This window comes from Microbispora sp. CSR-4, assembly GCF_008033685.1.
Classification (GTDB): domain Bacteria; phylum Actinomycetota; class Actinomycetes; order Streptosporangiales; family Streptosporangiaceae; genus Microbispora.
In genome coordinates this window covers 70632-93826 of sequence record NZ_VJVX01000030.1, presented here as the reverse complement: position 1 = coordinate 93826, position 23195 = coordinate 70632, and the positions used below count along the sequence as shown (strand labels likewise).

Here is a 23195-nt window from a genome sequence, read left to right as displayed (position 1 = left end):
TACTGCTGCGTCTGCACGCGGCGGATGGAAGGCAGCTGGAACAACGGCAGGCCGCACTACCGGTGCAAGTTCCCGACCGAATACGCGGTGGCCAACAAGATCGACCACCCGCGCACGGTCTATGTCCGGGAGGACCAGATCCTCGACGAGTTGGACCCCTGGCTCTGCCGGATCTTCACACCAGCCAACCTTCAGCGGACGGTCGAGACCCTGCTCGATGTCCAGAACAGCGAGGCAGACCGCGTCGCCATCGATACAGCCAAGCGGACCATCGATGACTGCGACCGTCGGATGGCCCGCTACCGGACGACTCTGGACGCGGGTGGAGACCCCCAGGAGATCGGCAAGTGGATGGCCGAGACCCGAGCCGAGCGGCTGAAGGCAGAGGGCCAGCTACGGGCCATTACCAGGAAGAGGGAGATCAGTGAAAAGGAGATCGCAGAGATGATCCCTCGGTTGGCCGAGATGGCCAAGGTCATCAAGAAGGCGGACCCTGCCGACCGGAACGACCTCTATACGCAGATGGGCCTGCACCTCGTCTACGACCCCCTGGAGAGAGTGGTCGCAGTTGAGGCCAGGCCCAGCATGTACCAGAGTACGTGTCCGAGGGGGGACTTGAACCCCCATGCCCATCACTGGGCACTAGCACCTCAAGCTAGCGCGTCTGCCTATTCCGCCACCCGGACGTGGTGCCTCACGCAGGATCGTCATCCCGCGTCGGCTGATACAGGTTAGCACTCTCTGCGCCCTGCTTCATACCGGGAATCCGCTCCGGCGCGGTTCCCGGGAGCCCGGGGGTGAACGTCACCCCTGTACGGCGGCAGGATGGAGGCGCGAGCCGTACGACGGGAAAGGCGGGCCGGTCCCCGCATGGGCCTGCCCGGCAGGAGGAGGCGTAATGACCCCACGCTACGGGGAGGACGAGGTCGCGGAGCTGTGCCGCGACCTGATCCGCATCGACTCGGTCAACGCGGGGGACAACGCGGGGCCCGGGGAACGCGAGGCCGCGGAATACGTGGCCGGCAAGCTGGCGGAGGTCGGCCTGGAGCCGCGGATCCTCGAATCCGACCGCGGGCGGGCGAACGTGGTCGCCCGCGTCGAGGGCGCCGACCCGAGCAGGGACGCCCTCGTTCTCCACGGCCATCTGGACGTCGTGCCGTTCGACGCGGCCGACTGGACCCACCACCCGCTGAGCGGCGAGATCGCCGACGGCTGTGTCTGGGGCCGCGGCGCGGTCGACATGAAGGACATGGACGCGATGATCCTCGCCGTCGTACGGCGGCGCCTGAGCGAGGGGCGCAGGCCGCCCAGGGATGTCGTCCTCGTCTTCACCGCCGACGAGGAGGCCGGGGGCCACTACGGCGCCCAGTGGCTGGCGCAGCGGCATCCGGAGGTCTTCGAGGGCTGCACCGAGGCCATCGGCGAGGTGGGCGGCTTCAGCGTGACCACCGAGAAGGGCCGGCTCTACCTGATCGAGGCGGCGGAGAAGGGCATCGCCTGGATGCGCCTGACCGCCAGGGGCAGGGCCGGGCACGGCTCGATGCTCAACGACGACAACGCCGTGACCGAGCTCGCCGAGGCGGTCGGCCGGATCGGCCGTCACAAGTGGCCGGTGCGCCTCACCCCCACGGTGCAGGCGTTCTTCGAGGAGGTCTTCGGCAAGGAGGTCAAGGCGGAGGACGCGGAGGCGGCGGTGGCCACGCTCGGGCCGCTCGCCCGGATGATCGGCGCCACCCTCCGCAACACGACCAACCCGACCATGCTGCAGTCCGGATACAAGGCGAACGTGATCCCCCAGATCGCGACCGCGCACGTGGACGGCAGGTTCCTGCCGGGCTATGAGGACGAGTTCCTCCAGACCGTCGACGAGCTGCTCGGGCCCAACGTGACCAGGGAGTTCGTCTATCACGACGTGGCGGTCGAGACCCCCTTCAAGGGCACGCTGGTCAAGGCGATGGCCGACGCGCTGCAGGAGGAGGACCCCGGCTCGCGGGCCGTGCCGTACACGCTGAGCGGCGGCACCGACCTCAAGGCGTTCAGTCGCCTCGGCATCAGCGGGTACGGCTTCGCGCCGCTGCGGCTTCCCGAAGACTTGGACTTCTCCGGGATGTTCCATGGCGTCGACGAGCGGGTTCCGGTTGATTCTCTCCGGTTTGGCGTCCGGGTCCTTGACCGTTTCCTCGAATACTGCTGAGAAAGCTCTTGCGATCACGTGCCGTGCCGCTACAGTAACTCTCCGTTGGGGGTTGATCCGCACCGGATAGGCCCGGCGGACTGTTGACTCAGCGGTTTGGGGAGGTCGCGTGACGCGCACGTCGCAGGAACAGCGCAGGGCGGGCTCGCCCTCCGCCGTTCCCGGCGTGCGCGTCACGTCTCCCGGCTCTGCGAAGCGGGGCCGGATGGCGCGGTTCGCGGCCGGCTCCCGTCTGGGTCGCCTGTTGGTCGTCGGCGGGCTGATCGCCGCCGGATGGCTGCTCGGCCTGTTCTTCGGTGTCTTCGGCACGGCGATGTCCGTGGCCGGGACCACACCCTCACATGACGTCGCCGGGTCGGTTCTTCCCGATCGTCTCTCAGGTCCGGATCTCGGTCTGCCGCCCTCGCCGGGCGGGGCCGGGTCCCACGGGAAGATCACCGACGGTTTCCCCACGGTGGCGCACGACGTCTCGGTGAACGCCGAGGCGATGGCGGGGCGCACGGTCGACGGGCTCACCAGCCAGTCGAAGCCGCTGCTCCCCCCACCCTCCACCGCGGACCACGCGCCCGCAGACCAGGGCCTGGTCCCGCAGTCGAGCGGTGGAAGCATCCTGTTCGGGGATGTCGCGCGGGAAGTGTTCGAACCGCGCTTCACCAAGCTGCCCGCCCCTCTGGCGGCGGTTGTTCCCCCGGTTGTCCGCACAGCGGCGGACGACCCGTCTTTCTCTCCTGACTGATCCCGCTTCAGCGCCGGTCCCCGTCGTACGGCGACCGGTGCCACCGCCTGCCCTCGCTCGTGGTGCCCGGGCGGCAGGCTCCCGCGGGTGACGCGGAATTTCCCATCCTCGTGACCGTCCTACGGCTCCGCTGTGCTCATGCGGCCCGGACTCGCGTCACGAGCTGTCAGGTAACCCCCTAAGAAAAACCACTAGGAGCATTCATCATGCGAACGTGGGCGAAGGGCTCGACCTCCGCGGCGTTTCTGGCCGTCGGCGTCATGGCCCTTGGCAGCGGTACGGCTCTCGCCGACACCGACGGCAGTCACTCGGTGCTCGGCGGCAACCAGATCGACATACCGGTGACCCTGCCGATCGACATCAGCGGCAACGCGGTGGCCGTCATCGGCCAGTCACGGGCCTCCTCCCAGGGCGGCGCGGTCGTGCAGGGCGCGGGCGTGGGCGCCGGAGAGAACAAGACCTCCGGAGCGGGCAGCATCCTCGGCGGCAACCAGGTCGAAGCGCCGATCAACATCCCGGTCAACGCCTGCGGCAACGCGGTGTCGGTCATCGGCAAGTCGGACGCGAGCTGCCGTGGCGGCGCGGCCGTCAAGAGCCCGGGACGGCGCGGTAACGCGGGCGGCAACCGCACCAGCGGTGTGCACAGCATCGGGGGCGGCAACCAGGTCGTCGCGCCGATCACCGCTCCGATCAACCTGTGCGGCAACTCGATCGCCGTCTTCGGCAACGCCACCGCCGGATGCCGCGGCGGCGCCTTCGTCGGCGGCGGCCGTGACGTCGTCCGCGCCGGCGGCAACCGCACCAGCGGACACGGCTCGATCCTGGGCGGCAACCAGGTCGTCGCGCCGATCACGGCTCCGATCAACGTCTGCGGCAACTCCGTCGCGGCCATCGGCAAGGCGTTCTCGGGCTGCACCGGCGGCTCGTCCGTGGGCGGCTCCGGCGGCAAGGGCGGCCACGGGGGCAAGGGTGGTCACGGCCACGGAGGCAAGGGCGGCCACGGCCACGGCGGGTACGGCGGTCACAACGGGGGCGGTCACAACGGGGGCGGTCACAACGGGGGCGGTCACAAGGGAGGCGGTCACTGGAACCGTCCCGGATCGACCGGCCACGACACCGACGGCCGCTACGCCGTGGGCGGCGGCACCCAGGTGATCTCGCCGATCATCACGCCGATCGACGTCTGCGGCAACGGCTCGGGCAGCTGCAAGGGCGGCCACGGCCACGGGGGCAAGGGCGGTCACTGGGGCAAGGGCGGCCACGGCGGCTGGTCCGGCGGAGGCGCGGGCGGCAACCGCACCAGCGGTGTGCACAGCATCGGGGGCGGCAACCAGGTCGTCGCGCCGATCACGGTGCCGATCAACGTCTGCGGCAACGCCATCGCGATCGCGGGCGACGCCTTCGCGGGCTGCCGCGGCGGCGCGACGATCGTCGGCGGCTGGAGCAAGCACGGCGTCCGGGGCGCGGGCGGCAACGTCACGTCCGGCCACGGCTCGATCCTGGGCGGCAACCAGGTCGTCGCGCCGATCACCGCTCCGATCAACGTCTGCGGCAACGCGGTGGCCGTCATCGGCAAGTCCCACGCGGGCTGCCAGGGCGGCGCCTCGGTCCTCGGCGGCGGCGCCGGGGCGGGCGGCAACATCACCTCGGGCCGGCACGGGATCCTCGCGGGCAACCAGATCGTCGCCCCGATCACCGCTCCGATCAACATCTGCGGCAACTCGGTGGCCGTGCTCGGCGACGCCGCCGCGGGGTGCCTTGGCGGCGCCCAGGTGGGCGGCGGCTGGAAGCGTCACGGCTCCGGGGGCTTCCCGCAGCACAAGGCCGCCCGCGCCGGGGTCATGCCCGCCATGCCGGGCGCGTCGGTGCTGTCGGGCAAGCAGACGGTGCAGCCGATGAGCGCCGCCGCCACCCCGACCGCTCCCGTCGTCGGCGACCTGCCGAACATGCTGGGCCTGCCGGAGACGCCGAGCCTGCCCGTCGTCTCCGACGCCAAGGGCAAGAAGGCCGGCAGCACCCCCGCGGCCGTCTCCAAGGTCGGCGGCACGCTCGACGGCGCGACCCGCTCGCTGCCCGCCGCCAAGACGCTGGAGGACGCGACGCGCGGCCTCCCGACCGGCGACCTCGGCAAGAGCACCGACGGCCTGCTGCCGCTCAACCTGATGAGCGCCGAGCAGCCCGTCGGCCTGACCGGGATGAACCCGGCGTCGCTCCTCGCTCTGGCCCTCGGCGCCATGTTCGCCGCCTCGGCGAGCCTGTTCGCCGTCACCCGCCGCTTCCGGTTCGGCCGCAAGTAGTCGTACGGCCGCGCGTGACGGCTCGGAACGCCTCCGGCGGCGACGGCCGTACGGAAGTGATCGGGCGGCGCGCGGCTGACGGAGGCGAGGGATATCACTCGCCCGCGCCGGGGAGCGTCTGCCAGACGCTTCCGGCGCGGGCGACCAGGACGCCCCCCACCACCAGTGGAGGAGGCATGATCGCTTTGCCCGTTCCGGGGGCGCGGCCCGGGGCGGGCAAAGCCCTTTTGTCCGGTACTGTTTCAAGACAGATGGGAGCACTTACGGCCATGACTGCAACGAGATTGCGGATGAGCAAAGCCGTTTTGACCGTGGCGTCCGCGGCACCTGGGGTCACATGGTCCGTGCGGCCCGTATGATCTTCCGACGCAGCCGGACGCGCCTGCTGCCGTCGGGATAAAGGCGTAACCGCTCCAGCTCCCAATCTCCGTGCTCGGCATGCTCCGTGAGCATCTGCCTCGCCGCCTCGCGAGGGGTGTCCCGAGGGAGATACAGGTCCAGATAGGAGTAGTCGAGCACTGCCATTGGTCTCCGGGGCGTGCTAGGGAACTCGTTGGGCTCTATTCTGCGTCTCCGTGGATAACAGCGCCAGGCGGGTTACATTCCCGGACATAACCGGGTAGCCCGAGGGGGAGGAACGTGCGGCGGCAGGTACCTTCAAAGCGGCGCCTCGTCGGCGCCCCCAGGGGGTAGGAGCCTCCGGCCCGGACGACGAGGGTGTCATGAGCCGGGAGTACGAAGCCCGGCAGCACGGGGAATGACAGCGGACAGCGAGGTAGGAAGCAGCGTGCCAGCCAACAACGGCAACGCCGGCGGAACCCGCCTGGTGATCGTGGAATCGCCCGCGAAGGCGAAGACGATCGCCGGGTACCTCGGGCGCGGCTACATCGTCGAGTCGAGCATCGGCCACATCCGCGATCTTCCGGAGAAGGCCGATGACATCCCGGAGAAGTACAAGGAGGAGGCCTGGGCCCGCCTCGGGGTGAACGTCGACCACGAGTTCGAGCCGCTCTACGTCGTTAACCCGGACAAGAAGTCGCAGGTGTCCAAGCTCAAGCAGCTCCTCAAGGAAGCCGACGAGCTCTACCTCGCGACCGACGAGGACCGGGAGGGCGAGGCCATCGCGTGGCACCTCCGCGAGGTGCTGAAGCCCAAGATCCCCGTGCACCGCATGGTGTTCCACGAGATCACCCCGCACGCGATCAGGGACGCGGTCTCCAACCCCCGTGACCTGAACCTCCGTCTGGTCGACGCCCAGGAGACCCGGCGCATCCTCGACCGCCTGTACGGCTACGAGGTCAGCCCGGTCCTGTGGAAGAAGGTCAAGCCGCGGCTTTCCGCCGGTCGTGTTCAGTCGGTCGCGACCCGGCTGGTGGTGGAGCGCGAGCGCGAGCGGATGGCGTTCACGGCCGCCAACTACTGGGATCTCCAGGCGCTGTTCGACACCGGCCGGGCGGGCGACGACCCCCGGACGTTCTCCGCGACGCTGACCGGCGTGGACGGCAGGCGCGTGGCCCAGGGCCGCGACTTCGCCTCCACCGGCAAGCTGAAGAGCTCCGACGTCCTCCACCTCGACGAGGCCGCCGCGACGGCCCTCGCCGGCCGGCTGGAGGGCGTGGATTACGCCGTGCGGTCGGTCGAGCGCAAGCCGTACACGCGCAAGCCGTACGCGCCGTTCCGGACGACCACGCTGCAGCAGGAGGCGAGCCGCAAGCTGGGCTTCTCCGCCAAATACACGATGCAGGTGGCCCAGCGGCTCTACGAGAACGGCTACATCACCTACATGCGAACCGACAGCATCACGCTGTCGGAGACCGCCGTCGCCGCCGCCCGCAGCCAGGCGATCAAGCTGTACGGCTCGGCGTACGTGCCGGACAAGCCGCGCGTATACACCAGCAAGGTGAAGAACGCCCAGGAGGCGCACGAGGCCATCCGGCCGTCCGGCGAGGAGTTCCGCACGCCGGGCGAGACCGGCCTGTCCGGGGACATGTTCCGGCTGTACGAGCTGATCTGGCAGCGTACGGTCGCGTCCCAGATGAAGGACGCCGTCGGCGAGTCGGTGTCGGTCAAGGTCGGCGGCACGTCCAGCGCCGGAGAGAACGTCGAGTTCAGCGCCACCGGCCGGACGATCACCTTCCACGGCTTCCTCAAGGCGTACGTCGAGGGCGCGGACGACCCCTCGACCGACCGGGACGACTCGGAGAAGCGCCTGCCCGCGCTGGCCGAGGGCGACCGGCTCACGGCGGCCGAGCTGAGCGCGCTCGGGCACTCGACCAAGCCGCCCGCGCGCTACACCGAGGCGTCGCTGGTCAAGGAGCTGGAAGACCGGGAGATCGGGCGTCCGTCGACGTACGCGTCGATCATCGGAACGATCCTCGACCGGGGCTACGTGTTCAAGAAGGGCACCGCCCTGGTGCCGTCGTTCCTGGCGTTCGCCGTGGTCAACCTGCTCGAACAGCACTTCGGCAACCTGGTCGACTACGACTTCACGGCCGAGATGGAGAAGGTCCTCGACGACATCGCCAACAACCGCGCCGAGCGGGTGCCCGAGCTGCGCCGCTTCTACTTCGGCGGCGAGGACGGCGACGAGGGCCTGAAGGAGATGGTCACCGACCTCAACGAGATCGACGCCAAGGAGATCAGCTCGTTCCCGATCAAGGGGACGGACATCGTGATCAGGGTCGGCCGCTACGGGCCCTACCTCGACCGCGACGGCGCCCGGGTGAACATCCCGGAGGACATGGCGCCGGACGAGCTGACCGCCGAGAAGGCCGAGGAGCTGTTCTCGCGTCCGAGCGGCGACCGCGAGCTGGGCGTCGACCCCGCGACCGGCCGGAAGATCGTGGCCAAGGACGGCCGTTATGGCCCGTACGTCACGGAGATTCTGCCCGAGGAGCCGGCGCCGGAGGACGGCAAGAAGCGGACGAAGAAGGCGGACGCTCCCAAGCCGCGGACCAGCTCGCTGTTCAAGTCGATGGACCTGGACACGATCACGCTGGAGCAGGCGCTGAAGCTGCTCCAGCTTCCGCGGGTCGTCGGCGAGATCGACGGCGAGGAGGTGACCGCGCAGAACGGCAAGTTCGGGCCCTACATCAAGAAGGGCACCGACTCGCGGTCGCTGCCGTCCGAGGAGGACCTGCTGACGATCACGATCGAGCAGGCCAAGGAGCTGTTCGCACAGCCGAAGGCCCGCGGGCGTGGCCGTGCCGCCGCCGCGCCGCCCCTTCGTGAGCTGGGCGAGGACCCGAACTCCAAGAAGCCGGTCGTGGTGAAGGAGGGCCGCTTCGGTCCGTACGTCACCGACGGCGAGACCAACGCGTCCCTGCGCAAGGGCGACACGGTCGAGGACATCACGCTGGAGCGGGCGGCGGAGCTGCTGGCCGAACGGCGGGAGCGGGCACCTGCCCCCAAGCGCACGACCCGGGCCAGGACCACCACGAAGAAGCCCGCAGCGAAGTCCTGACCGGTTTTCCACTGATCCCGGTTCTCCACTGACCGAGGGTCTTCGCCGGTCGCCTGTCACCGCGAACCGCGCTCCTATCAGGGGCGCGGTTCGCGCGTTCTCTGCTGCGGTGGCACGTGCGGTGGCTGATGCCGTCGCACGTGCCGTGGTGAGCGGGGTGGGTTGCCCGGGCGCGGTGGCGGGCGCCCCGCTCAGGTGCGCTCGCGCGTGATGGCACTGCCCTGAGCGCGGTGTGAGGTTCCCCGCCCGGGCGAGGTCCCGGGCGAGGTCCCGGGCGGGGTGTCCTGCCTGGACGAGGCCGCGCGCGCCCTTCCCGCAGGCGGTGGCCTGCCCAGGGACCGTCACAGGCGCGGTGGCCTGCCCCGGCGGGGCTTCGCGAGTTGTCCACAGATGGAGCCCGGCTGTGGACAACGGACGCGGCTGTCGCTGCGAGCTCATAGCATCGTCGTCAGCCGGCCCTTGATCGCCGCCGGTCGAGGGGAGTTCTCGTGGGGTTCGTGGGCATGATTCTGGTGGCCGTCGTGGTCGTGCACGCCTACCTGTGGCGGAGGCTGGTCAGGGCGTCGACGACGCCGGGATCACTTTCGCGCCGGGTGCTGACGTGGGGGCTCGTGGTCCTCGCCGCCCTGATGGTGGTGACCTTCGGCGGGAGCCGGCTCGGCCTCGGCATGGACGTGGAGCGGGTCGTGGCCTGGCCCGGTTATCTGTGGCTGGCCGTCATGTTCTACCTGTTCGTGTTGGGCCTGGTGATGGAGGTGCCCCGGGCGGTCGCGACGTTCGTCGTGTCCAGGCGCCGCCGTACGGCCGAAGCCGCCGTTCCGGCCGAGCGGGCCGATGGAGAGGCGGCACCCGTGGACGAGGCGGTCCTGGCGGCGCCGGTGGACGAGGTGGTCCTCGCCGGTGCGGCGGCAGGGGGAGGCGCCACCGCTCAGGGCACGGCCACGACCGGCAGGCCGGTGGCGGAGGGGGTCGAGGCGGACCCGCCGGCGCTCGACCGGCGGCTGTTCATCTCCCGTACGGCCTCCGCGGTCGTGGCCGTGGGAGCGCTCGCGACCGTCGGCTATGGCGTGAGCGAGGCCCTCGGCGATCCGGTGATCGAGCGGGTGCCGATCCGCCTGCCCCGGCTCGATCCCCGGATGAGCGGGCTGCGCATCGCGGTCGTCAGCGACATCCATCTCGGCCCGCTGACCGGCCGGGGGCACACCGAGCGAATCGTCCGGATGATCAACGGCCTGGAGGCCGACGCGGTGACGATCGTGGGCGACCTGGTGGACGGCACGGTCGCCGAGCTCGGTCATGTGGCCACGCCGCTCAAGTCCCTCGAATCCCGCTATGGCGCATATTTCGTGACCGGCAATCACGAGTACTACACCGCCGAGGGCCCCCAGGAATGGATCGAGGAGTTGCGCTCGCTGGGCGTCCGGCCGCTGCGCAACGAGCGGGTCGAGATCCGGCACGGGGGAGCCGTGCTTGACCTCGCGGGCGTCAACGACCTCAACGGCGTGCCGTCCGGCGACGGCCCGGATCTCGACAAGGCGCTCGGAGGCCGCGACGCGAACCGGCCCGTGGTGCTCATGGCCCATCAGCCCGTCCAGGTGACGCAGGCCGCCGCGCACGGCGTCGATCTCCAGCTGTCCGGGCACACCCACGGTGGCCAGATGGCGCCGTTCAACCTGCTCGTTCCGCTGCAGCAGCCCGTGGTGTCGGGGCTGGCGAGCGTGCCGCGCACGGGCGGCGGCCAGACCCAGGTGTACGTGACACGAGGGGCGGGCTTCTGGGGGCCGCCGGTCCGCGTGGGCGCGCCCCCCGAGATCACCCTCATCGAGCTACACGCCTGACCGCGCCGGACCCCGGAGGCGGCAGCGGACAGATCGTTGGGGCCGCCTCGCCGAGCTGCCGACCGGCCGCGCCGGATCCGCGGAAGCGGGACCGATCACGGGGTTGGCGTCCTCTCGTTGAGCTGCCCGGCTGACCGCGCCGGGGCATCGGAAGTGGAACCGGATAGAGCATTGGGCCCATCTCGACAGCGAGGACGAGGCGGACGTAATACCCTCAGGCGACGGGCAGGCCCCAGCGGCCCGCTCGTCCGCATCCCAAGCCCAGCGAGCACCTGGATACGCTGACATCATGAGCACCCCTGGCCGGGCCGCCGCGCGACGCAAGCAGCCGCACGTGCTGGCGAACGCGTCGTTCCGCAGGCTGTGGACGGCGATGGCGACGTGCAGCCTCGGTGACTGGCTCAACATCATCGCGCTGACCGCTCTGGCCGGAAACCTGACCGCGGGGTCCGGTTTCCAGGCGCAGAGCCTCGCCATCGGCGGCGTCTTCGTCGCCAAGATGTTGCCCGCGATCCTGCTCGGCCCGCTCGCGGGAGCGGTCGCCGACCGGTTCGACCGCAGGCTGACGATGGTCGTCGCCGACCTCGCCAGGTTCGCGGTGGTGCTGTCGATCCCACTGGTCGGCAACTACCAGTGGGTGATCATCGCGACGTTCCTGGTCGAGTGCGTGAACCTCTTCTGGGTGCCCGCCAAGGACGCGACGGTGCCCAACCTCGTGCCCAAGGAGCGGCTGGAGGAGGCCAACCAGCTCAACCTCCTGGTGACGTACGGCACCGCTCCCGTGGCGGCGGCGCTGTTCGCGATCGTGTCGGGCGTGGTCACGACGATCTCGGCCGCCGCGCCCTCGTTCGACGTCGCGGCCACCAGCGTGGCGCTGTACGCCAACGCGCTGGCCTATCTCGCCTCCGCCGTGATGGTCTTCACGCTGCGGGCGATTCCGAACAACCACACCAGGCACGTGTCCACACCCTCGGTGCTGCGGCAGATCACCGAAGGGTGGCGGTTCGTCGGCGGCAACCGCGTCGTACGCGGCCTGATCATCGGCATGCTCGGGGCGTTCGCCGCCGGGGGCGCCGTCATCGGCGTCGCCAAGGCGTACGTGCAGACCCTGGGCGGCGGTGACGCGGGCTACGGCGCGGTGTTCTGCGCCGTCTTCCTCGGCATGGCGTTCGGCATGTTCTTCGGCCTGCGGCTGCTGAAGGGCCTGTCGAGGCGGCGGCTGTTCGGGTTGTCGATCGTGCTCGCGGGGCTGACGCTGGCCGCCGTCGCGCTGATCCAGAACCTGGTGATCGTGGTCGTGCTGACCGTCGTGCTGGGCGCCTGCGCCGGCATCGCCTGGATCATCGGCTACACCGTGATCGGCCTGGAGGTGGAGGACGGGCTGCGCGGCCGCACGTTCTCCTTCCTGCAGTCGCTCGCCCGGGTGGTGCTGCTGCTGGTCGTGGCGGTGGCATCGACGCTGGCCGCGCTGTTCGGCACGCACGACCTCGGGCTCGCCGGGATCAGCTACCACTTCGACGGCACCAACCTCGTGCTGCTGCTGGGCGCGCTGCTGGCGGTCGCCGTCGGGGTGGTCGCGCTGCGGCACATGGACGACCGGCCGGGAATCCCCATCACGGTCGACCTGCTGACCGCCCTGCGCGGGCAGCGGTTCGAGCCGGAGGAGACGGACCCCGAGCGTGGTCTGTTCATCGCGTTCGAAGGCGGCGAGGGCTCTGGCAAGACCACCCAGTCGCGGCTGCTCGCGATCTGGCTGCGTGATCAGGGCTTCGACGTCGTGCAGACCCGCGAGCCGGGCTCGACCAAGGTCGGCATGCGGTTGCGGGCGATCCTGCTCGACGCCGCCCATCAGGGCCTGTCTCCACGGGCCGAGGCGATGCTGTACGCCGCCGACCGGGCCGAACACGTGGAGAAGGTCATCAGGCCCGCCCTGCGGCGCGGCTCGACGGTGATCTCCGACAGGTACGTGGACTCGTCGCTCGCCTACCAGGGCGCCGGGCGGTCGCTCGACCCGGAGGACGTCGCGAGGATCAACAGGTGGGCGACGGGCGGCCTCGTCCCCGACCTGACCGTGCTGATCGACGTGCCGCCCGCCGTCGGGCTGCGGCGGATGGCCTCGCCCGCCGACCGCATCGAGGCCGAGCCGCTGGAGTTCCACGAGCGGGTGCGGCGCGAGTTCCGGGCGCTGGCGGCGGCCGACCCCGACCGCTATCTCGTGGTGGACGGCACGCTGGACCAGCGGGAGGTGACGCGCCTGATCCAGGACCGGGTGCGGGAGATCCTCCCTGACCCGGTGCCGCAGGAGGCCGAGGAGGCCACCGGCACGATGCCCGCCATCCGCGACTTCGGGTAGCCGCGCATGACCGTCTTCGGGGACCTGATCGGGCAGGACCGGGCGATCGACGTGATGCGTCGGGCCGCGTCGGCCGCCGCCGACGTCATCGCCGGAGGCCGCGGCGCGGGCATGACGCACGCCTGGCTGTTCACCGGGCCGGCCCTGCGGTCCGCGGCCGCCACGGCGTTCGCGGCCTCGCTGCTCTGCCCCGACCAGGGCTGCGGCCACTGTGACGACTGCCATCAGGTCGAGGTCGGCTCGCACCCGGACGTCACGTTCGTCCGGCCCGAGGGCCTGTCGTACAGCGTGCGGCAGACCCGCGAGCTCGTGCTCAAGGCGGCGGGGGCGCCCACGCTCGGCCGCTGGCGGATCGTGCTGTTCGATGACGCCGACCGGGTGACGGAGGCGGCGGCCAACGCGCTGCTCAAGGCCATCGAGGAACCACCGCCGCGGACCGTGTGGCTGCTGTGCGCGCCCTCACCGGACGACATGATCATCACGATCCGCTCGCGCTGCCGAGTCGTGACGCTGGGCACGCCCTCCACCGAGGCGGTCGCGAACGTCCTGGTGACCCGCGACGGGGTGCCCCACGACGTGGCGCTCGACGCCGCGCGGGCGGCCCAGGGCGACATCGGCCGGGCGCGGCGGCTCGCGCTGGACGAGGAGGTCCGACGCCGGCGCGACGACGTGCTGTCGATCCCCCGGTCGCTGACCGGGGTGGCGGAGTGCATCACCGCCGCCGAGCGGCTGGTGAAGACCTCCACCGAGGACGCCGACGCGGCCACGACCGCGCTGAACGAGGTCGAGACGGCCGAGCTGCGCAAGGTCTACGGCGAGGGCTCGTCCGGTAAGGGGCTCAACAAGGGCCTCGTGCGGGGCGGCGCGGGCGCGCTCAAGGAGCTCGAGACCATGCAGAAATCGCGGGCGACCCGCATCAAGCGCGACTCCCTCGACCTCGCGCTGCTCGAACTCGTGGCGTTCTACCGTGACGTGCTGGCTGTGCAGTTCGGGGCCTCCGTCGAGCTGGCCAACGAGGACCGCAGGCACGAGGTGGAGGCCGTCGCACGGGCGTCCACCCCCGAGCAGACGCTCCGCCGTACGGACGCGATCATGAAGTGCCGGGAGCGGCTGGCGGCCAACGTGAACCCGCAGATCGCGGTCGAGGCCATGACCCTCGCGCTCCGCTCGCCCGCGTAGGTGCGCGGGCGACCCGGGGCTCCCGGTCCGGCTGTGGTTGTCCACAGGCGATGATTGCCGGTGCCGTACGGCACGTATGGTGGGTTCGGACGCGTTAGCCGTACGGATCGAGGAGGGCCGGCGCTTGGGCATGATGATGGCCGTGAGCTTCACCCGTTACGGACGGCTCTACTACCTCGATCCGGGCGGCCACTCGCCCAAGGTCGGCGACAAGGTCCTCGTGCCGACCGACTCCGGGCCCGAGGTCGCCGAGTGCGTGTGGGCGCCGCAATACGTGAGCGAGGACGTCGAGGGTCTGCCCGTCTGCCAGGGCATCGCGGCCGAGGAGCACCTGACCCGTGACGAGACCAACCGCCGCCGCAGGGCGGAGGCACGCAGCGTGTCCAAGCGCCTCATCAAACGGCACGAGCTGCCGATGAAGGTTGTCGGCGTCGACTACCTGGACGCCGACAACGTCTACACCGTGTATTTCTCCGCGCCTCACCGGGTCGACTTCCGGGCGCTCGTGCGCGACCTGGCCCGCAACCTGCGTGCCCGGGTGGAGCTGCGCCAGATCGGCCCCCGTGACGAGGCCAGGCTGCAGGGCGGCATCGGCCCCTGCGGGCGCGACCTGTGCTGCGCGACGTTCCTCAAGGACTTCGAGCCGGTCTCGGTGCGGATGGCCAAAGACCAGGACCTCCCGGTCAACCCGCTCAGGATCGCGGGCGCCTGCGGCCGGCTGATGTGCTGCCTGAAGTACGAGCACCCGCTCTATCAGGAGTTCCGGGCGTCGGCGCCGCGCACCGGCCTCGCGGTGGACACCCCGCAGGGCCCCGGCACCGTGGTGGGCCACAACGTGCCGTCCGACTCCGTCATCGTCCGCCTCAACGAGGGCGGCCGCCGCTGCGCCTGCTCCAAGGCCAGCGTCTGCGCCCCGCGCAAGCAGCATGACGCGATGTACGGCGACGCCGAGGTGGTGGCCGAGAGCGACCCGAGCGCCTGACGCGGCGGGCCTCGCTGTCACAGGTGCCGATGCAGGAAGTCCGCCGTCGCCTCGGCGGCGCGCGTGACATGCGGCTCCACGTCGTACAGGTCGATGTGCTCGCGGCAGTCGAGCCAGAGCGTCTCCTTCTTTCCCGGGCTGCGCTGGATGAGGGTCTCCGCCAGCTCGGGCGCGCAGTACGCGTCGACCCGTCCGTGGACGACGAGCAGCGGCGTGGCGGCGAGCAGTGGCGCCGCGCCGAGTGCGTCGAACGTCATCAGCGAATGGAGCGACCCCCAGGTCACCCGGTTGTCCCAATGCGGTGAGGCGGAGCGGGAGGTGCCGTAGTAGGCGTACGGCTCGTCACCGGGCATCGCGGCCTCACCGCCGCCGGGCGCCACCGCGGGCAGATACTCGTCGTAGCGGTCGAGGAAACGCGCGAGCGCGGTCCGGTAGGCGTCGGCGCCCATCTGCTCGGCGAACCAGGCCGGGCTGTTGTAGGCGCCGGCGATTCCGGCGACCGCCTTCACCCGTGGGTCGGTGGCGGCCGCCCGCACCGCGTACCCGCCGCCGAGGCACACCCCGACGAGGCCGATCCGGTCCGGGGCGACCTCGGCCCGGCGGGCGAGCAGGCTCACCGCGGCGCGCAGGTCGGCGAGCTTGCCCGCGCTGTCCTCGTGCCCTCGGCGCCCTCCGCTCTCGCCGAACCCCCGAGGGTCGAAGGCCAGGGTGACCAGGCCCGCCCGGGCGAGCCGCTCCGCGTACATGCCCGTGACCTGTTCCTTCACTCCGGTGAAGGGCCCGGTGAGGGCGACGGCGGGCGAGGGTTCGCGCCGTTCGGGCACCCTGAGCTCTCCGACGAGCTCGACACCGGCCGCCGAGAAGGCGACCCGCTCGGTCCGCACCGTGGTCGTCATCGTCCGGCCTCCCCAGACGTGGTGGCCAGGGTGGACAGTTCGGCGGCCACCGCGTCGGCGCCCAGGCCGATGAGCCACTCCAGGGGCGCGTCCGGCAGGAAGCCCGTCATCACCGTGGTCAGCTCCTGCTTCTGCCGATCCGTCAGCGGGGTGCCGTCCCCGGCGAGCCGCCGTACGACCTCCCGGTAGAGCAGCAGGTATCGCCGTTGCCGGAGGAACATGCCGGTGTCGCTCGGGGAGCCGTGGCCCGGGTAGAGGACCAGGCCGTCCAACTCGTCGATGACGCGGTCGAGGACGTGCAGCCAGGCCGTGGAGTGTCCGTCCGCGGTGTAGGGGTGCGTCCCGCCGAACGCCAGGTCGCCCGTGAAGGCCACCCGTTCGCCGCCCGCCTCCACCAGGACATAGGAGTCGGCATGGCTCTCCGCCGGCCCAAGGTCACGCACCTGGACCCGCAGGCCGGCGACCTCGATGATGTCCCCGTCCTTCAGCAGGTGGTCGGGCACCCGATATCGGTCGGGCCACTCGTCGCCGTACACCGGCTGCCACTGCTCCCGCTTGGGCACGGCGATCCGCTCGATCGTCTCCGCCACCGCGACCGAGGCGTGCACCGGCACGTCCTCGTCCACCACGTACGGCAGGCCGTTGAAGTGGTCGGGGTGTGCGTGGGTGACGAACGCTCCGAGCAGCGGCTTGCGGAGCGCGGCCAGGCGCGCCGCGAGTGCCCGGGCGTCGGAGACGAGCAGGTTGCCGTCCACGAGGACCACCCCCTCGGCCGTCTCCAGCAGATAGCTGTTGGCGAACAGGCCCGGCTCCGCCGCCGTGTAGGTGTGGATGACGAGATCGCTCATGCTTGAGAAGCTAGGCGTGCCGGATTCTTCGGGCCAGAAGGCACTTTGTGGTGCCCATCAGTCAGGCGTACGGAGGAGGGCCGCATGGATCCCGTGATTCCCGACACGCTGGAGGAGAGCTGCGCCACGCGGCAGGCCCTTGAGCGGTTCGCGGCGAAGTGGCGGGTGCTGGTGATCTACGCCCTGCTGGCCGGTCCCCAGAGGCACAGCCGGCTGCGCCGGCGGCTGCCCGGCATCACGCAGAAGGTGCTGACCGAGACGCTGCGCGGCCTGGAGAAGGACGGCATGGTCGAACGGCGGGTCATCAAGGACACGGCGCCCCAGCATGTGGAGTACGCGCTGACCGACCTGGGGCGTACGCTGCGCGAACCGCTGGGCGCCATCTGCGCCTGGGCACTGGAGCACGCCCGCGGATAGCCGCCGCCATCCATATATGGACCGCTGAGACCGGCCCGGCCGCCGTACGCGGCGTAATACGCTGCGGTGATGAGCACTCAGCAGCGCCTGGCGTCATGGCTGAAGACGAAGTCGCCAGAGGACCGGAGGCTGATCCTCGCCCGGGTCGGGTTCACCACAGACGACGACGTGACTCCGCAGGACCTCGCCCGGCTGCTGCTGCAGCCGCGTGCGGCGCTCGCGCTCGCGCGGTTCTGCACCCGTCCCCAGCATCAGGCCCTGTCGGCCGTCGCGTGGCTGGCGGCGCAGCGCCACGGGCCGCTGCTCGACCTCTGGCATGACGGGGACCCGGTGACGAGGGCCGTGCCCCGCGCCGACGTGCTCGACCTGTTAGCCGGAGACGATCCCGCCCTGCGGGACCACGCGGCCGCCACTTTGGACGCGCTCGCCGACATGGCGTTGGTGCTTCCACCGCACGCCGACCATGTGATCGTGTCCACGGGCGTCCACGCGCACCTCGCCGAGACGGCGGGGCTGGGCCGCCCGGCGGCGGAGCTCATCGGGCTTCACTTCAACGCTCCGGAGGTCCACGCGATCGCCGAGGCCCTGGGATTCCCGAAGGCCAGGACGCGGGAGGACGCGGAGCGCAACGTGCTCGACCTGCTCACCGACCAGGAGCGGGTGCGGGCCCTGCTCGCGCAGGCCCCCGCGAGCGCCCGGCAGTGGCTGCTGGAGATCATCGGGAGCGGATCGCGGGTGCTCACCCACGCCTATCAGGCGCGCGGCGTCTTCGGTTATCACCAGGTGCTGAAGTACGCCTTCCGGCCGGGAGGCTCCGGCGACCCGGACACCGACTGGCTGGCCGCGCGCGGCCTCCTCCTGCCCGCCGGGCTGGACGACACGGCGGAGGTGCCGATCGAGGTCGCCGTGGCCGTTCTCGGCGAGTTGCGTGTGCCGTTCACGCCGGAGCCGCCGCGGCCTCCGTCCGGCCTTCCCGACGCCGTCGGCGCCGATGGTTCCGCCCAGGCGGCCGCCACGGCCGCGCTGTCCCAGATCGAGCGGGTGCTCGCCGCGTGCGCCGGCCAGCCTCCCGCCCTGCGCAAGGCCGGCGGCCTGGCGGTCCGCGACACCAGGCGGATCGCCAAGGCGGCCGGTGTGGCCGAGGACGTCGCCCGGCTCTGGCTCGATCTGGCGATGCAGGCCGGGCTGCTCGGCCTGCACGCCGAGCCGGTGCAGCGGCCGAAGGGCCATCGCGGCAAGCTGCCGGATCCGGTCGTGAGCCTGCTACCGAAGCCGGAGTACGACGACTGGCTGCAGCGGTCTCCCGCCGAGCGGCTGACACCGATCATCGCCACCTGGGCGACCATCCCCGCCGTCTACACGTTCTGGCCCGAGGAGGCCGGGACGCCGGTCGCCATCATCGAGCCCGACGATCCGTACGCGGTCGGGATCAGGAGCGCCGTCCTCGACGCGCTCGCCGCGCTTCCCCCGGGCAAGGGCGTCTCCGCCGACGGCCTGCCGTACGTGACGGAACGGGCGGCCTGGCATCGCCCGCTCCACTTCGCGGAGTCGGGGGCGGACGACGACCTGGTAAGCGCCGTGCTGCGCGAGGCCGAGCTGCTCGGCGTGGTCGCCGGGGGCGCCCTCACCGGCGTCGGCCGTGCCGTACGCGATCTGCTGCTCAGCGGTGCGGCGTGGACGTCGCCGGAGCCCGCGCTGACCGCCGCCCTGACGGCCATGCTCCCGCCCGCGCAGGCCACCGCCTTCTTCCAGGCCGACCTGACGGCCGTGGTGCGCGGGATGCCCGGCCCGGAGCTCGCCGAGCTGCTCGACGACGTCGCCGACCGCGAGTCGGAGGGGCACGCCGTGGTCTGGCGCTTCTCCGGCTCGACCGTACGCCGGGCCTTCGACCGCGGGCACGAGGCCGACGCCCTGCTCGCGCGGCTCGCCGAGGTGGCCGAGGCGCCCCTGCCGCAGCCGCTGAAATATCTGATCAAGGACACCGCCCGTACGCACGGGCGTGTCCGGGTGGTGCGCTCCGGGTGCTGCCTGCGTTCCGACGACGAAGCGCTCGTCGAGGAGCTCGCCCGCTCCGCGGCGCTGCGTACGCTGGGCCTGCGCAAGATCGCCCCGACGGTGCTGATCAGCGCGCGGGGCGAGGAGGAGACCCTGGCCCGGTTGCGCGCCGCGGGCTACACCCCGGCGCTGGAGTCCGAGACCGGGGCGGCGATCGTCGAGAGGGCCGCCCGCCGGCGCGCGTGACGTGCGGCAGGCCGGGGACGGCGCGTCGAAGCGCCGTCCCCGAGCTCTACGGAATCAGGTGCGGGTCCACTTCTGGTTGCTTCCGCCGTGGCAGGTCCAGATGTGCACCTTGCTGCCGTTGGCGGTGCCGTAGTTCGACACGTCGAGGCACTTGTTCGCGCCGACGGCGGTGATGCTGCCGTCGGAGTTGAAGCGCCACTTCTGGTTGTTCTGGCCGTTGCAGTCCCAGATGATCACGCTGGTGCCGTCCGCGGTGCCCGCGCCGTTGACGTCGAGGCACTTGTTGCCGTAGACGCGCAGCTCACCGGCGCTGGTGGAGGTCCACTGCTGGTTGGACTGCCCGTTGCAGTCCCAGATCTGCACCTGCGCCCCGTTGGCCTGCGACATCTCGGTGACGTCCAGGCACCGGCCCGAGCCCGTGCCCCGGATCGCGCTCGTCGTCTGCGGGGTGCCCGTCGGCGACGCGGACGGCGACGCGGACGGCGACGCGGGTGCGGAGGGGGACGGCGAAGGGCTGGCGGGTGGCCCGCCGTCGCCGCTGAACTGCCACCAGTTGACGTTGAACAGATAGCCGCTGCCGCCGGTGAACCTGAGGTAGAGGTCGTGGGTGCCGGTCGCGCCGGTGACGGGGCAGGAGACGGTCGTCCAGGCCTGCCAGCCGCCGGTGGCCGGGACCGCGCAGGTGCCCATGAGGGTGCCGGTGGCGCTGTCGCGGCGCACCTCGATGTTTCCTCCGCTGGCGCCGGAAGCCACCCTCGCGGTGAACGACGTCGCGCCGTTGCCGAAGGCGACGCCCTTGACCTTGATGTAGTCGCCGTTTTCGATGAAGCCGATGTTCATGCCGCCTTCGGTGGAGGGCTCGGTCTCCACGCCGGATTCCCAGGCGATGGTCTCGGCCTCCTGGCGGACGTACGGGTTCAACGTGCCCACCTGCGGCGCGCCGGTCGTGGTCATGTTGATCGTCGGGATCGTGCCGTCGGCGTTGTAGGTGAACTTCTCCACCGCGACCGAGCGGGTGAAGCCGCCACCGCCCGGCAGTGCGCCGTTGTGATAGAAGAAGTACGAATTGCCCTGATAGTCGATGATCCCGGGGTGATTGGTGAAGCTGCTGCCCTGGGTCGGCATGATCGTGCCGCGGTAGGTCCACGGGCCGGTCGGACCGGGGGCGGTGGAGTAGGCGATGAACTCCGAGCAGCACTTGGCCGCGAACACCATATAGTAGAGGCCGCCCCGCTTGTAGAACCAGGGGCCTTCCTCGAACAGCGTCGGCCGGTTGGCGTCCCCGGTGCGGGTGCCGAACCCGGAGGTGGTGAGGTTGACCTTCGTCGGGCTGCCCGAATAGGAGGTCATGTCGCTGTTGAGCTTGACGTACCACAGGTTGGGGTTGCCCCAGTAGAGGTAGGCCTGTCCGTCGTCGTCGATGTAGACCGTTGGGTCGATCTCGCCGTTCTCGACCAGGGGGCGGCCCAGGGCGTCGCTGAAGGGCCCGGTGGGGCTGTTGGATACGGCCACGCCGATGGCCATCCTGCCGGTGGACCGGTTGGTCGTGGGGACGTACCAGTAGAACTTGCCGTTGCGATAGACGGCCTGCCCGGCCCAGGCGTCCGATTTGGCCCAGCTGAAGGTGGACACGCTCAGCGGAGAGCCGTGATCGGTCCAGTTGACCATGTCGGTCGAGGACCAGACCCGCCAGTCCTTCATGGTGAAGTACGTCGAGCCGTCCTCGTCGTGCCCGGTGTAGAGGTAGACCCGGCCGTTGTAGACCAGCGGCGCCGGGTCGGCGGTGTAGATCGTCTGCACGATCGGGTTGTCCGCCCTGGCCGCGCCGGCCGGGAGCAGCACCAGCACGCACAGCAGGCTCACGATCCAGGCGACCGTGCGCCTGTATGGCGATAAAGCGGATCTCACATGCGCCTCCTGAAGTGGTGGTCGCTCGCCGAGCGGGTTACGTTAATGTGAGCGCTAACATTTCACGGCGGGAGACCGTGTCATGCGGCGGAGTAGACCCCATGCGCGAGGGATGGTCAAGGTGCCGGGCCTGCTCGGCCGAGCGGGCAGCGGCCTGATCACCTGGGCCGAGCAGGCATCGGAGTGTCGATCACGAAACTGCCGGTCGTGAAACTTTCACCTTTGTCCGGGTTAACGTACGGGGTTAACGTACGGGGATGTTGTCGAACCTGCCGAAGGGGCCGGCGTCGAAGGTCACGCTCGTGACGCCTGGAGGGGGCGCCGGCACGTAGAAGAAGCCGCGGTTGCCCGTGCCCGGTTCGACATTGAACGTCGCCCAGCCCGGGTCCACGTAGTCGTCGGGGCCGTGCGGGTCGTCAGGCCCCATCCGTACGGCGCGATAGACGGTGTGCGAGGCGGGATCGACGACGGAGAAGCCGGTGTACCAGCCGCCGATGTAGGCGATGTCCCCGCCATATCCGGTCCCCGCGCCGAGGGCGCGCGGCCCGAGGTTGACGATGTCGAACACCGCGACGAGGTAGGCGCCGTCGCGATAGAAGGGCTTCGCGTCGATGCGGAGACGCTGCCCGGTCGGCTTCTGGGTGGTGGTCCGGCCGGCCACGGTCTCGCCGTCGTCCGCGTGGAACGGCGCCGGTCGTCCCCCGCCCGTGGTGGGCTCGTCGGCACGGGTCTCCTCGGTTTCCGAGGCCGTGGAGCCGCCGGTCGGCTGCTTGATGCGGTAGGAGATCTCCACCCGCCGGTTCCTGGCCCGCGCATCCTCGTCGTCCGCCCCTCCCTCGCGGGCGACGGGCTCGGTCTCGCCCCTGCCCGTCGCGCGGTATCGGTACGCCCCGCCGAGGCGCGCCTGCAGTTCCTTGCGTACGGCTTCCGCGCGCCGCAGGGACAGGGCCATGTTGTACGCGTGGGTGCCCTTGCCGTCGGTGTGGCCCTCGATGAGGATGGGAGGCCGGTCAGGATCGGCCTTCTCCCGGGTCTCCTTCGCGACGTCGTCGAGCACGGCTTTGGCCCGTGCCGTGAGCCGGTCGGAGTCGAAGGCGAACAGCACGTCGGTGCGCAGGCCCACGGTCTCGTCGCCGCCGCTCGCGTCGGTCGTCTTCTCCGGGCTCTCGGTGATGCCGTACAGGTCCTGGACGCTGCTGGTGACCTCTCCGGTGGGTTCCCGCACCGGCCACGACACGGTGGTGCCGGGCTGCGGCGTGCTGCCGGGGGCGGTCGTAGGCGACATGGCGCTGCCGGAACCGGTGCCGTCCACCACGGGCACGCCGGTGAACTCCCCGGCCGTGCCCGCAGTGATCGCGGTGACCGTACGGACGCCGGCCGGGAGCGGCGGGTAGTAGACGACGGTCTCGTAGCGCACGCCGGGCTCGTAATATCCCGGTTTGCTGCCCAGCGTTCCGATTTGGTCGGTCAGCGGGTGATAGACCTTGCCACCGACCGGGTCGACGAGCGGGATGCGGTAGCTGCCGAAGTCACCGGCCGCCGTCCCGAACGCGTTGCCGGTGTGGCGTGGCTCGTCCTCCAGCGAGGTGACCGTGAAATGGAGGACGGACCGGTCGGCCAGCCGTTCCACCTCGCGCATCTCCACCCGCGCGTGGAGGGGGCCGGTGGGACCGGACCACCCCTCCTTGGCCAGAGACGCCCCGGTGGGCTCCTCGGCCGACGTGGGCTTCTCGGCCGACGTGGGCTTCTGAGCTGACGTGGCGGACGGCCGAGGTGGCATCGGTGAGGCGGCTTCCGGCCCACGGGGCATGCCCAGCACCCCGCATCCGGACACGGCCAAGGC

15 protein-coding genes and 1 tRNA gene are annotated in these 23195 nt (G+C 70.8%); 10 read left to right on the top strand and 6 right to left on the bottom strand.

Features of this window, described 5'->3' with window-relative positions; genetic code table 11:
• Positions 1-600 precede the first annotated feature (600 nt).
• Positions 601-686, bottom strand: a tRNA-Leu gene (locus tag FLV34_RS22335).
• Positions 687-898: 212 nt separating this feature from the next.
• Here FLV34_RS22335 and FLV34_RS22330 point away from each other — a divergent pair.
• From FLV34_RS22330 to FLV34_RS22320, 3 genes are all read left to right on the top strand, one after another.
• Complete coding sequence (locus FLV34_RS22330; protein ID WP_147943967.1) at positions 899-2194, top strand: M20/M25/M40 family metallo-hydrolase; 1296 nt, start codon at positions 899-901, stop codon at positions 2192-2194.
• A gap of 109 nt (positions 2195-2303) precedes the next feature.
• Positions 2304-2930 (top strand): hypothetical protein, encoded by a 627-nt coding sequence (locus tag FLV34_RS22325; protein WP_142651892.1) that lies wholly within the window; start codon positions 2304-2306, stop codon positions 2928-2930.
• Between the two features lie 206 nt (positions 2931-3136).
• Positions 3137-5227, top strand: a complete 2091-nt coding sequence (locus FLV34_RS22320; RefSeq protein ID WP_147943966.1) for a chaplin — start codon at positions 3137-3139, stop codon at positions 5225-5227.
• A gap of 333 nt (positions 5228-5560) precedes the next feature.
• Here the strand turns inward: FLV34_RS22320 and FLV34_RS22315 are convergent, their stop codons facing one another.
• Entirely contained in the window at positions 5561-5746 is a 186-nt protein-coding gene (locus tag FLV34_RS22315) for a DUF5703 family protein (RefSeq protein WP_030507892.1), read from the bottom strand.
• 268 nt (positions 5747-6014) lie between these two features.
• Between FLV34_RS22315 and topA the strand changes: the two genes are divergently transcribed.
• The 5 genes from topA to FLV34_RS22290 all read left to right on the top strand — a co-directional run bounded on the left by topA (position 6015) and on the right by FLV34_RS22290 (position 15042).
• Positions 6015-8690 carry a type I DNA topoisomerase gene (gene topA / locus FLV34_RS22310; protein ID WP_260617532.1) on the top strand — a complete coding sequence of 892 codons (2676 nt, stop codon included), beginning with the start codon at positions 6015-6017 and terminating at the stop codon, positions 8688-8690.
• A gap of 503 nt (positions 8691-9193) precedes the next feature.
• Positions 9194-10528: a metallophosphoesterase gene (locus FLV34_RS22305; protein WP_147943973.1), complete on the top strand. Its 1335-nt coding sequence runs from the start codon at positions 9194-9196 to the stop codon at positions 10526-10528.
• Positions 10529-10817: 289 nt separating this feature from the next.
• Positions 10818-12881 carry a dTMP kinase gene (tmk, locus tag FLV34_RS22300; protein ID WP_142651889.1) on the top strand — a complete coding sequence of 688 codons (2064 nt, stop codon included), beginning with the start codon at positions 10818-10820 and terminating at the stop codon, positions 12879-12881.
• A gap of 6 nt (positions 12882-12887) precedes the next feature.
• Positions 12888-14060, top strand: a complete 1173-nt coding sequence (locus tag FLV34_RS22295; protein WP_142651888.1) for a DNA polymerase III subunit delta' — start codon at positions 12888-12890, stop codon at positions 14058-14060.
• 130 nt (positions 14061-14190) lie between these two features.
• Positions 14191-15042, top strand: coding sequence for a regulatory iron-sulfur-containing complex subunit RicT (locus FLV34_RS22290; RefSeq protein WP_142651903.1), 852 nt, complete (start codon positions 14191-14193; stop codon positions 15040-15042).
• Positions 15043-15059: 17 nt separating this feature from the next.
• On the opposite strand, the gene FLV34_RS22285 is transcribed toward FLV34_RS22290, so the two are convergent.
• Positions 15060-15938: an alpha/beta hydrolase gene (locus tag FLV34_RS22285; RefSeq protein ID WP_147943965.1), complete on the bottom strand. Its 879-nt coding sequence runs from the start codon at positions 15936-15938 to the stop codon at positions 15060-15062.
• Positions 15935-16786 (bottom strand): MBL fold metallo-hydrolase, encoded by an 852-nt coding sequence (locus FLV34_RS22280; RefSeq protein WP_147943964.1) that lies wholly within the window; start codon positions 16784-16786, stop codon positions 15935-15937. Before FLV34_RS22280 ends, FLV34_RS22285 begins: the two co-directional genes overlap by 4 nt.
• Before the next feature lie 84 nt (positions 16787-16870).
• Here FLV34_RS22280 and FLV34_RS22275 point away from each other — a divergent pair, with 84 nt between their 5' ends.
• Positions 16871-17203, top strand: a complete 333-nt coding sequence (locus FLV34_RS22275) for a helix-turn-helix domain-containing protein (protein ID WP_142651885.1) — start codon at positions 16871-16873, stop codon at positions 17201-17203.
• A gap of 69 nt (positions 17204-17272) precedes the next feature.
• Positions 17273-19444, top strand: coding sequence for a helicase-associated domain-containing protein (locus FLV34_RS22270; RefSeq protein WP_147943963.1), 2172 nt, complete (start codon positions 17273-17275; stop codon positions 19442-19444).
• 54 nt (positions 19445-19498) lie between these two features.
• Here FLV34_RS22270 and FLV34_RS22265 read toward each other — a convergent pair whose 3' ends face one another.
• Together FLV34_RS22265 and FLV34_RS22260 are read right to left on the bottom strand one after the other, a co-directional pair.
• Positions 19499-21352, bottom strand: a complete 1854-nt coding sequence (locus tag FLV34_RS22265; RefSeq protein ID WP_147943962.1) for a lectin — start codon at positions 21350-21352, stop codon at positions 19499-19501.
• Positions 21353-21596: 244 nt separating this feature from the next.
• Positions 21597-23132: an OmpA family protein gene (locus FLV34_RS22260; protein WP_147943961.1), complete on the bottom strand. Its 1536-nt coding sequence runs from the start codon at positions 23130-23132 to the stop codon at positions 21597-21599.
• Between the last annotated feature and the right edge of the window lie 63 nt (positions 23133-23195).

What these genes read in the sequence shown, in the direction of transcription:
- tmk (WP_142651889.1), top strand. Translation starts at nt 10,818, where the DNA reads ATGAGCACCCCTGGCCGGGCCGCCGCGCGACGCAAGCAGCCGCACGTG.
- FLV34_RS22260 (WP_147943961.1), bottom strand. Translation starts at nt 23,132, where the DNA reads ATGCCACCTCGGCCGTCCGCCACGTCAGCTCAGAAGCCCACGTCGGCC.
- FLV34_RS22275 (WP_142651885.1), top strand. Translation starts at nt 16,871, where the DNA reads ATGGATCCCGTGATTCCCGACACGCTGGAGGAGAGCTGCGCCACGCGG.
- FLV34_RS22280 (WP_147943964.1), bottom strand. Translation starts at nt 16,786, where the DNA reads ATGAGCGATCTCGTCATCCACACCTACACGGCGGCGGAGCCGGGCCTG.
- FLV34_RS22270 (WP_147943963.1), top strand. Translation starts at nt 17,273, where the DNA reads ATGAGCACTCAGCAGCGCCTGGCGTCATGGCTGAAGACGAAGTCGCCA.
- FLV34_RS22290 (WP_142651903.1), top strand. Translation starts at nt 14,191, where the DNA reads ATGATGATGGCCGTGAGCTTCACCCGTTACGGACGGCTCTACTACCTC.
- FLV34_RS22305 (WP_147943973.1), top strand. Translation starts at nt 9,194, where the DNA reads ATGATTCTGGTGGCCGTCGTGGTCGTGCACGCCTACCTGTGGCGGAGG.
- FLV34_RS22330 (WP_147943967.1), top strand. Translation starts at nt 899, where the DNA reads ATGACCCCACGCTACGGGGAGGACGAGGTCGCGGAGCTGTGCCGCGAC.
- FLV34_RS22295 (WP_142651888.1), top strand. Translation starts at nt 12,888, where the DNA reads ATGACCGTCTTCGGGGACCTGATCGGGCAGGACCGGGCGATCGACGTG.
- FLV34_RS22285 (WP_147943965.1), bottom strand. Translation starts at nt 15,938, where the DNA reads ATGACGACCACGGTGCGGACCGAGCGGGTCGCCTTCTCGGCGGCCGGT.
- FLV34_RS22320 (WP_147943966.1), top strand. Translation starts at nt 3,137, where the DNA reads ATGCGAACGTGGGCGAAGGGCTCGACCTCCGCGGCGTTTCTGGCCGTC.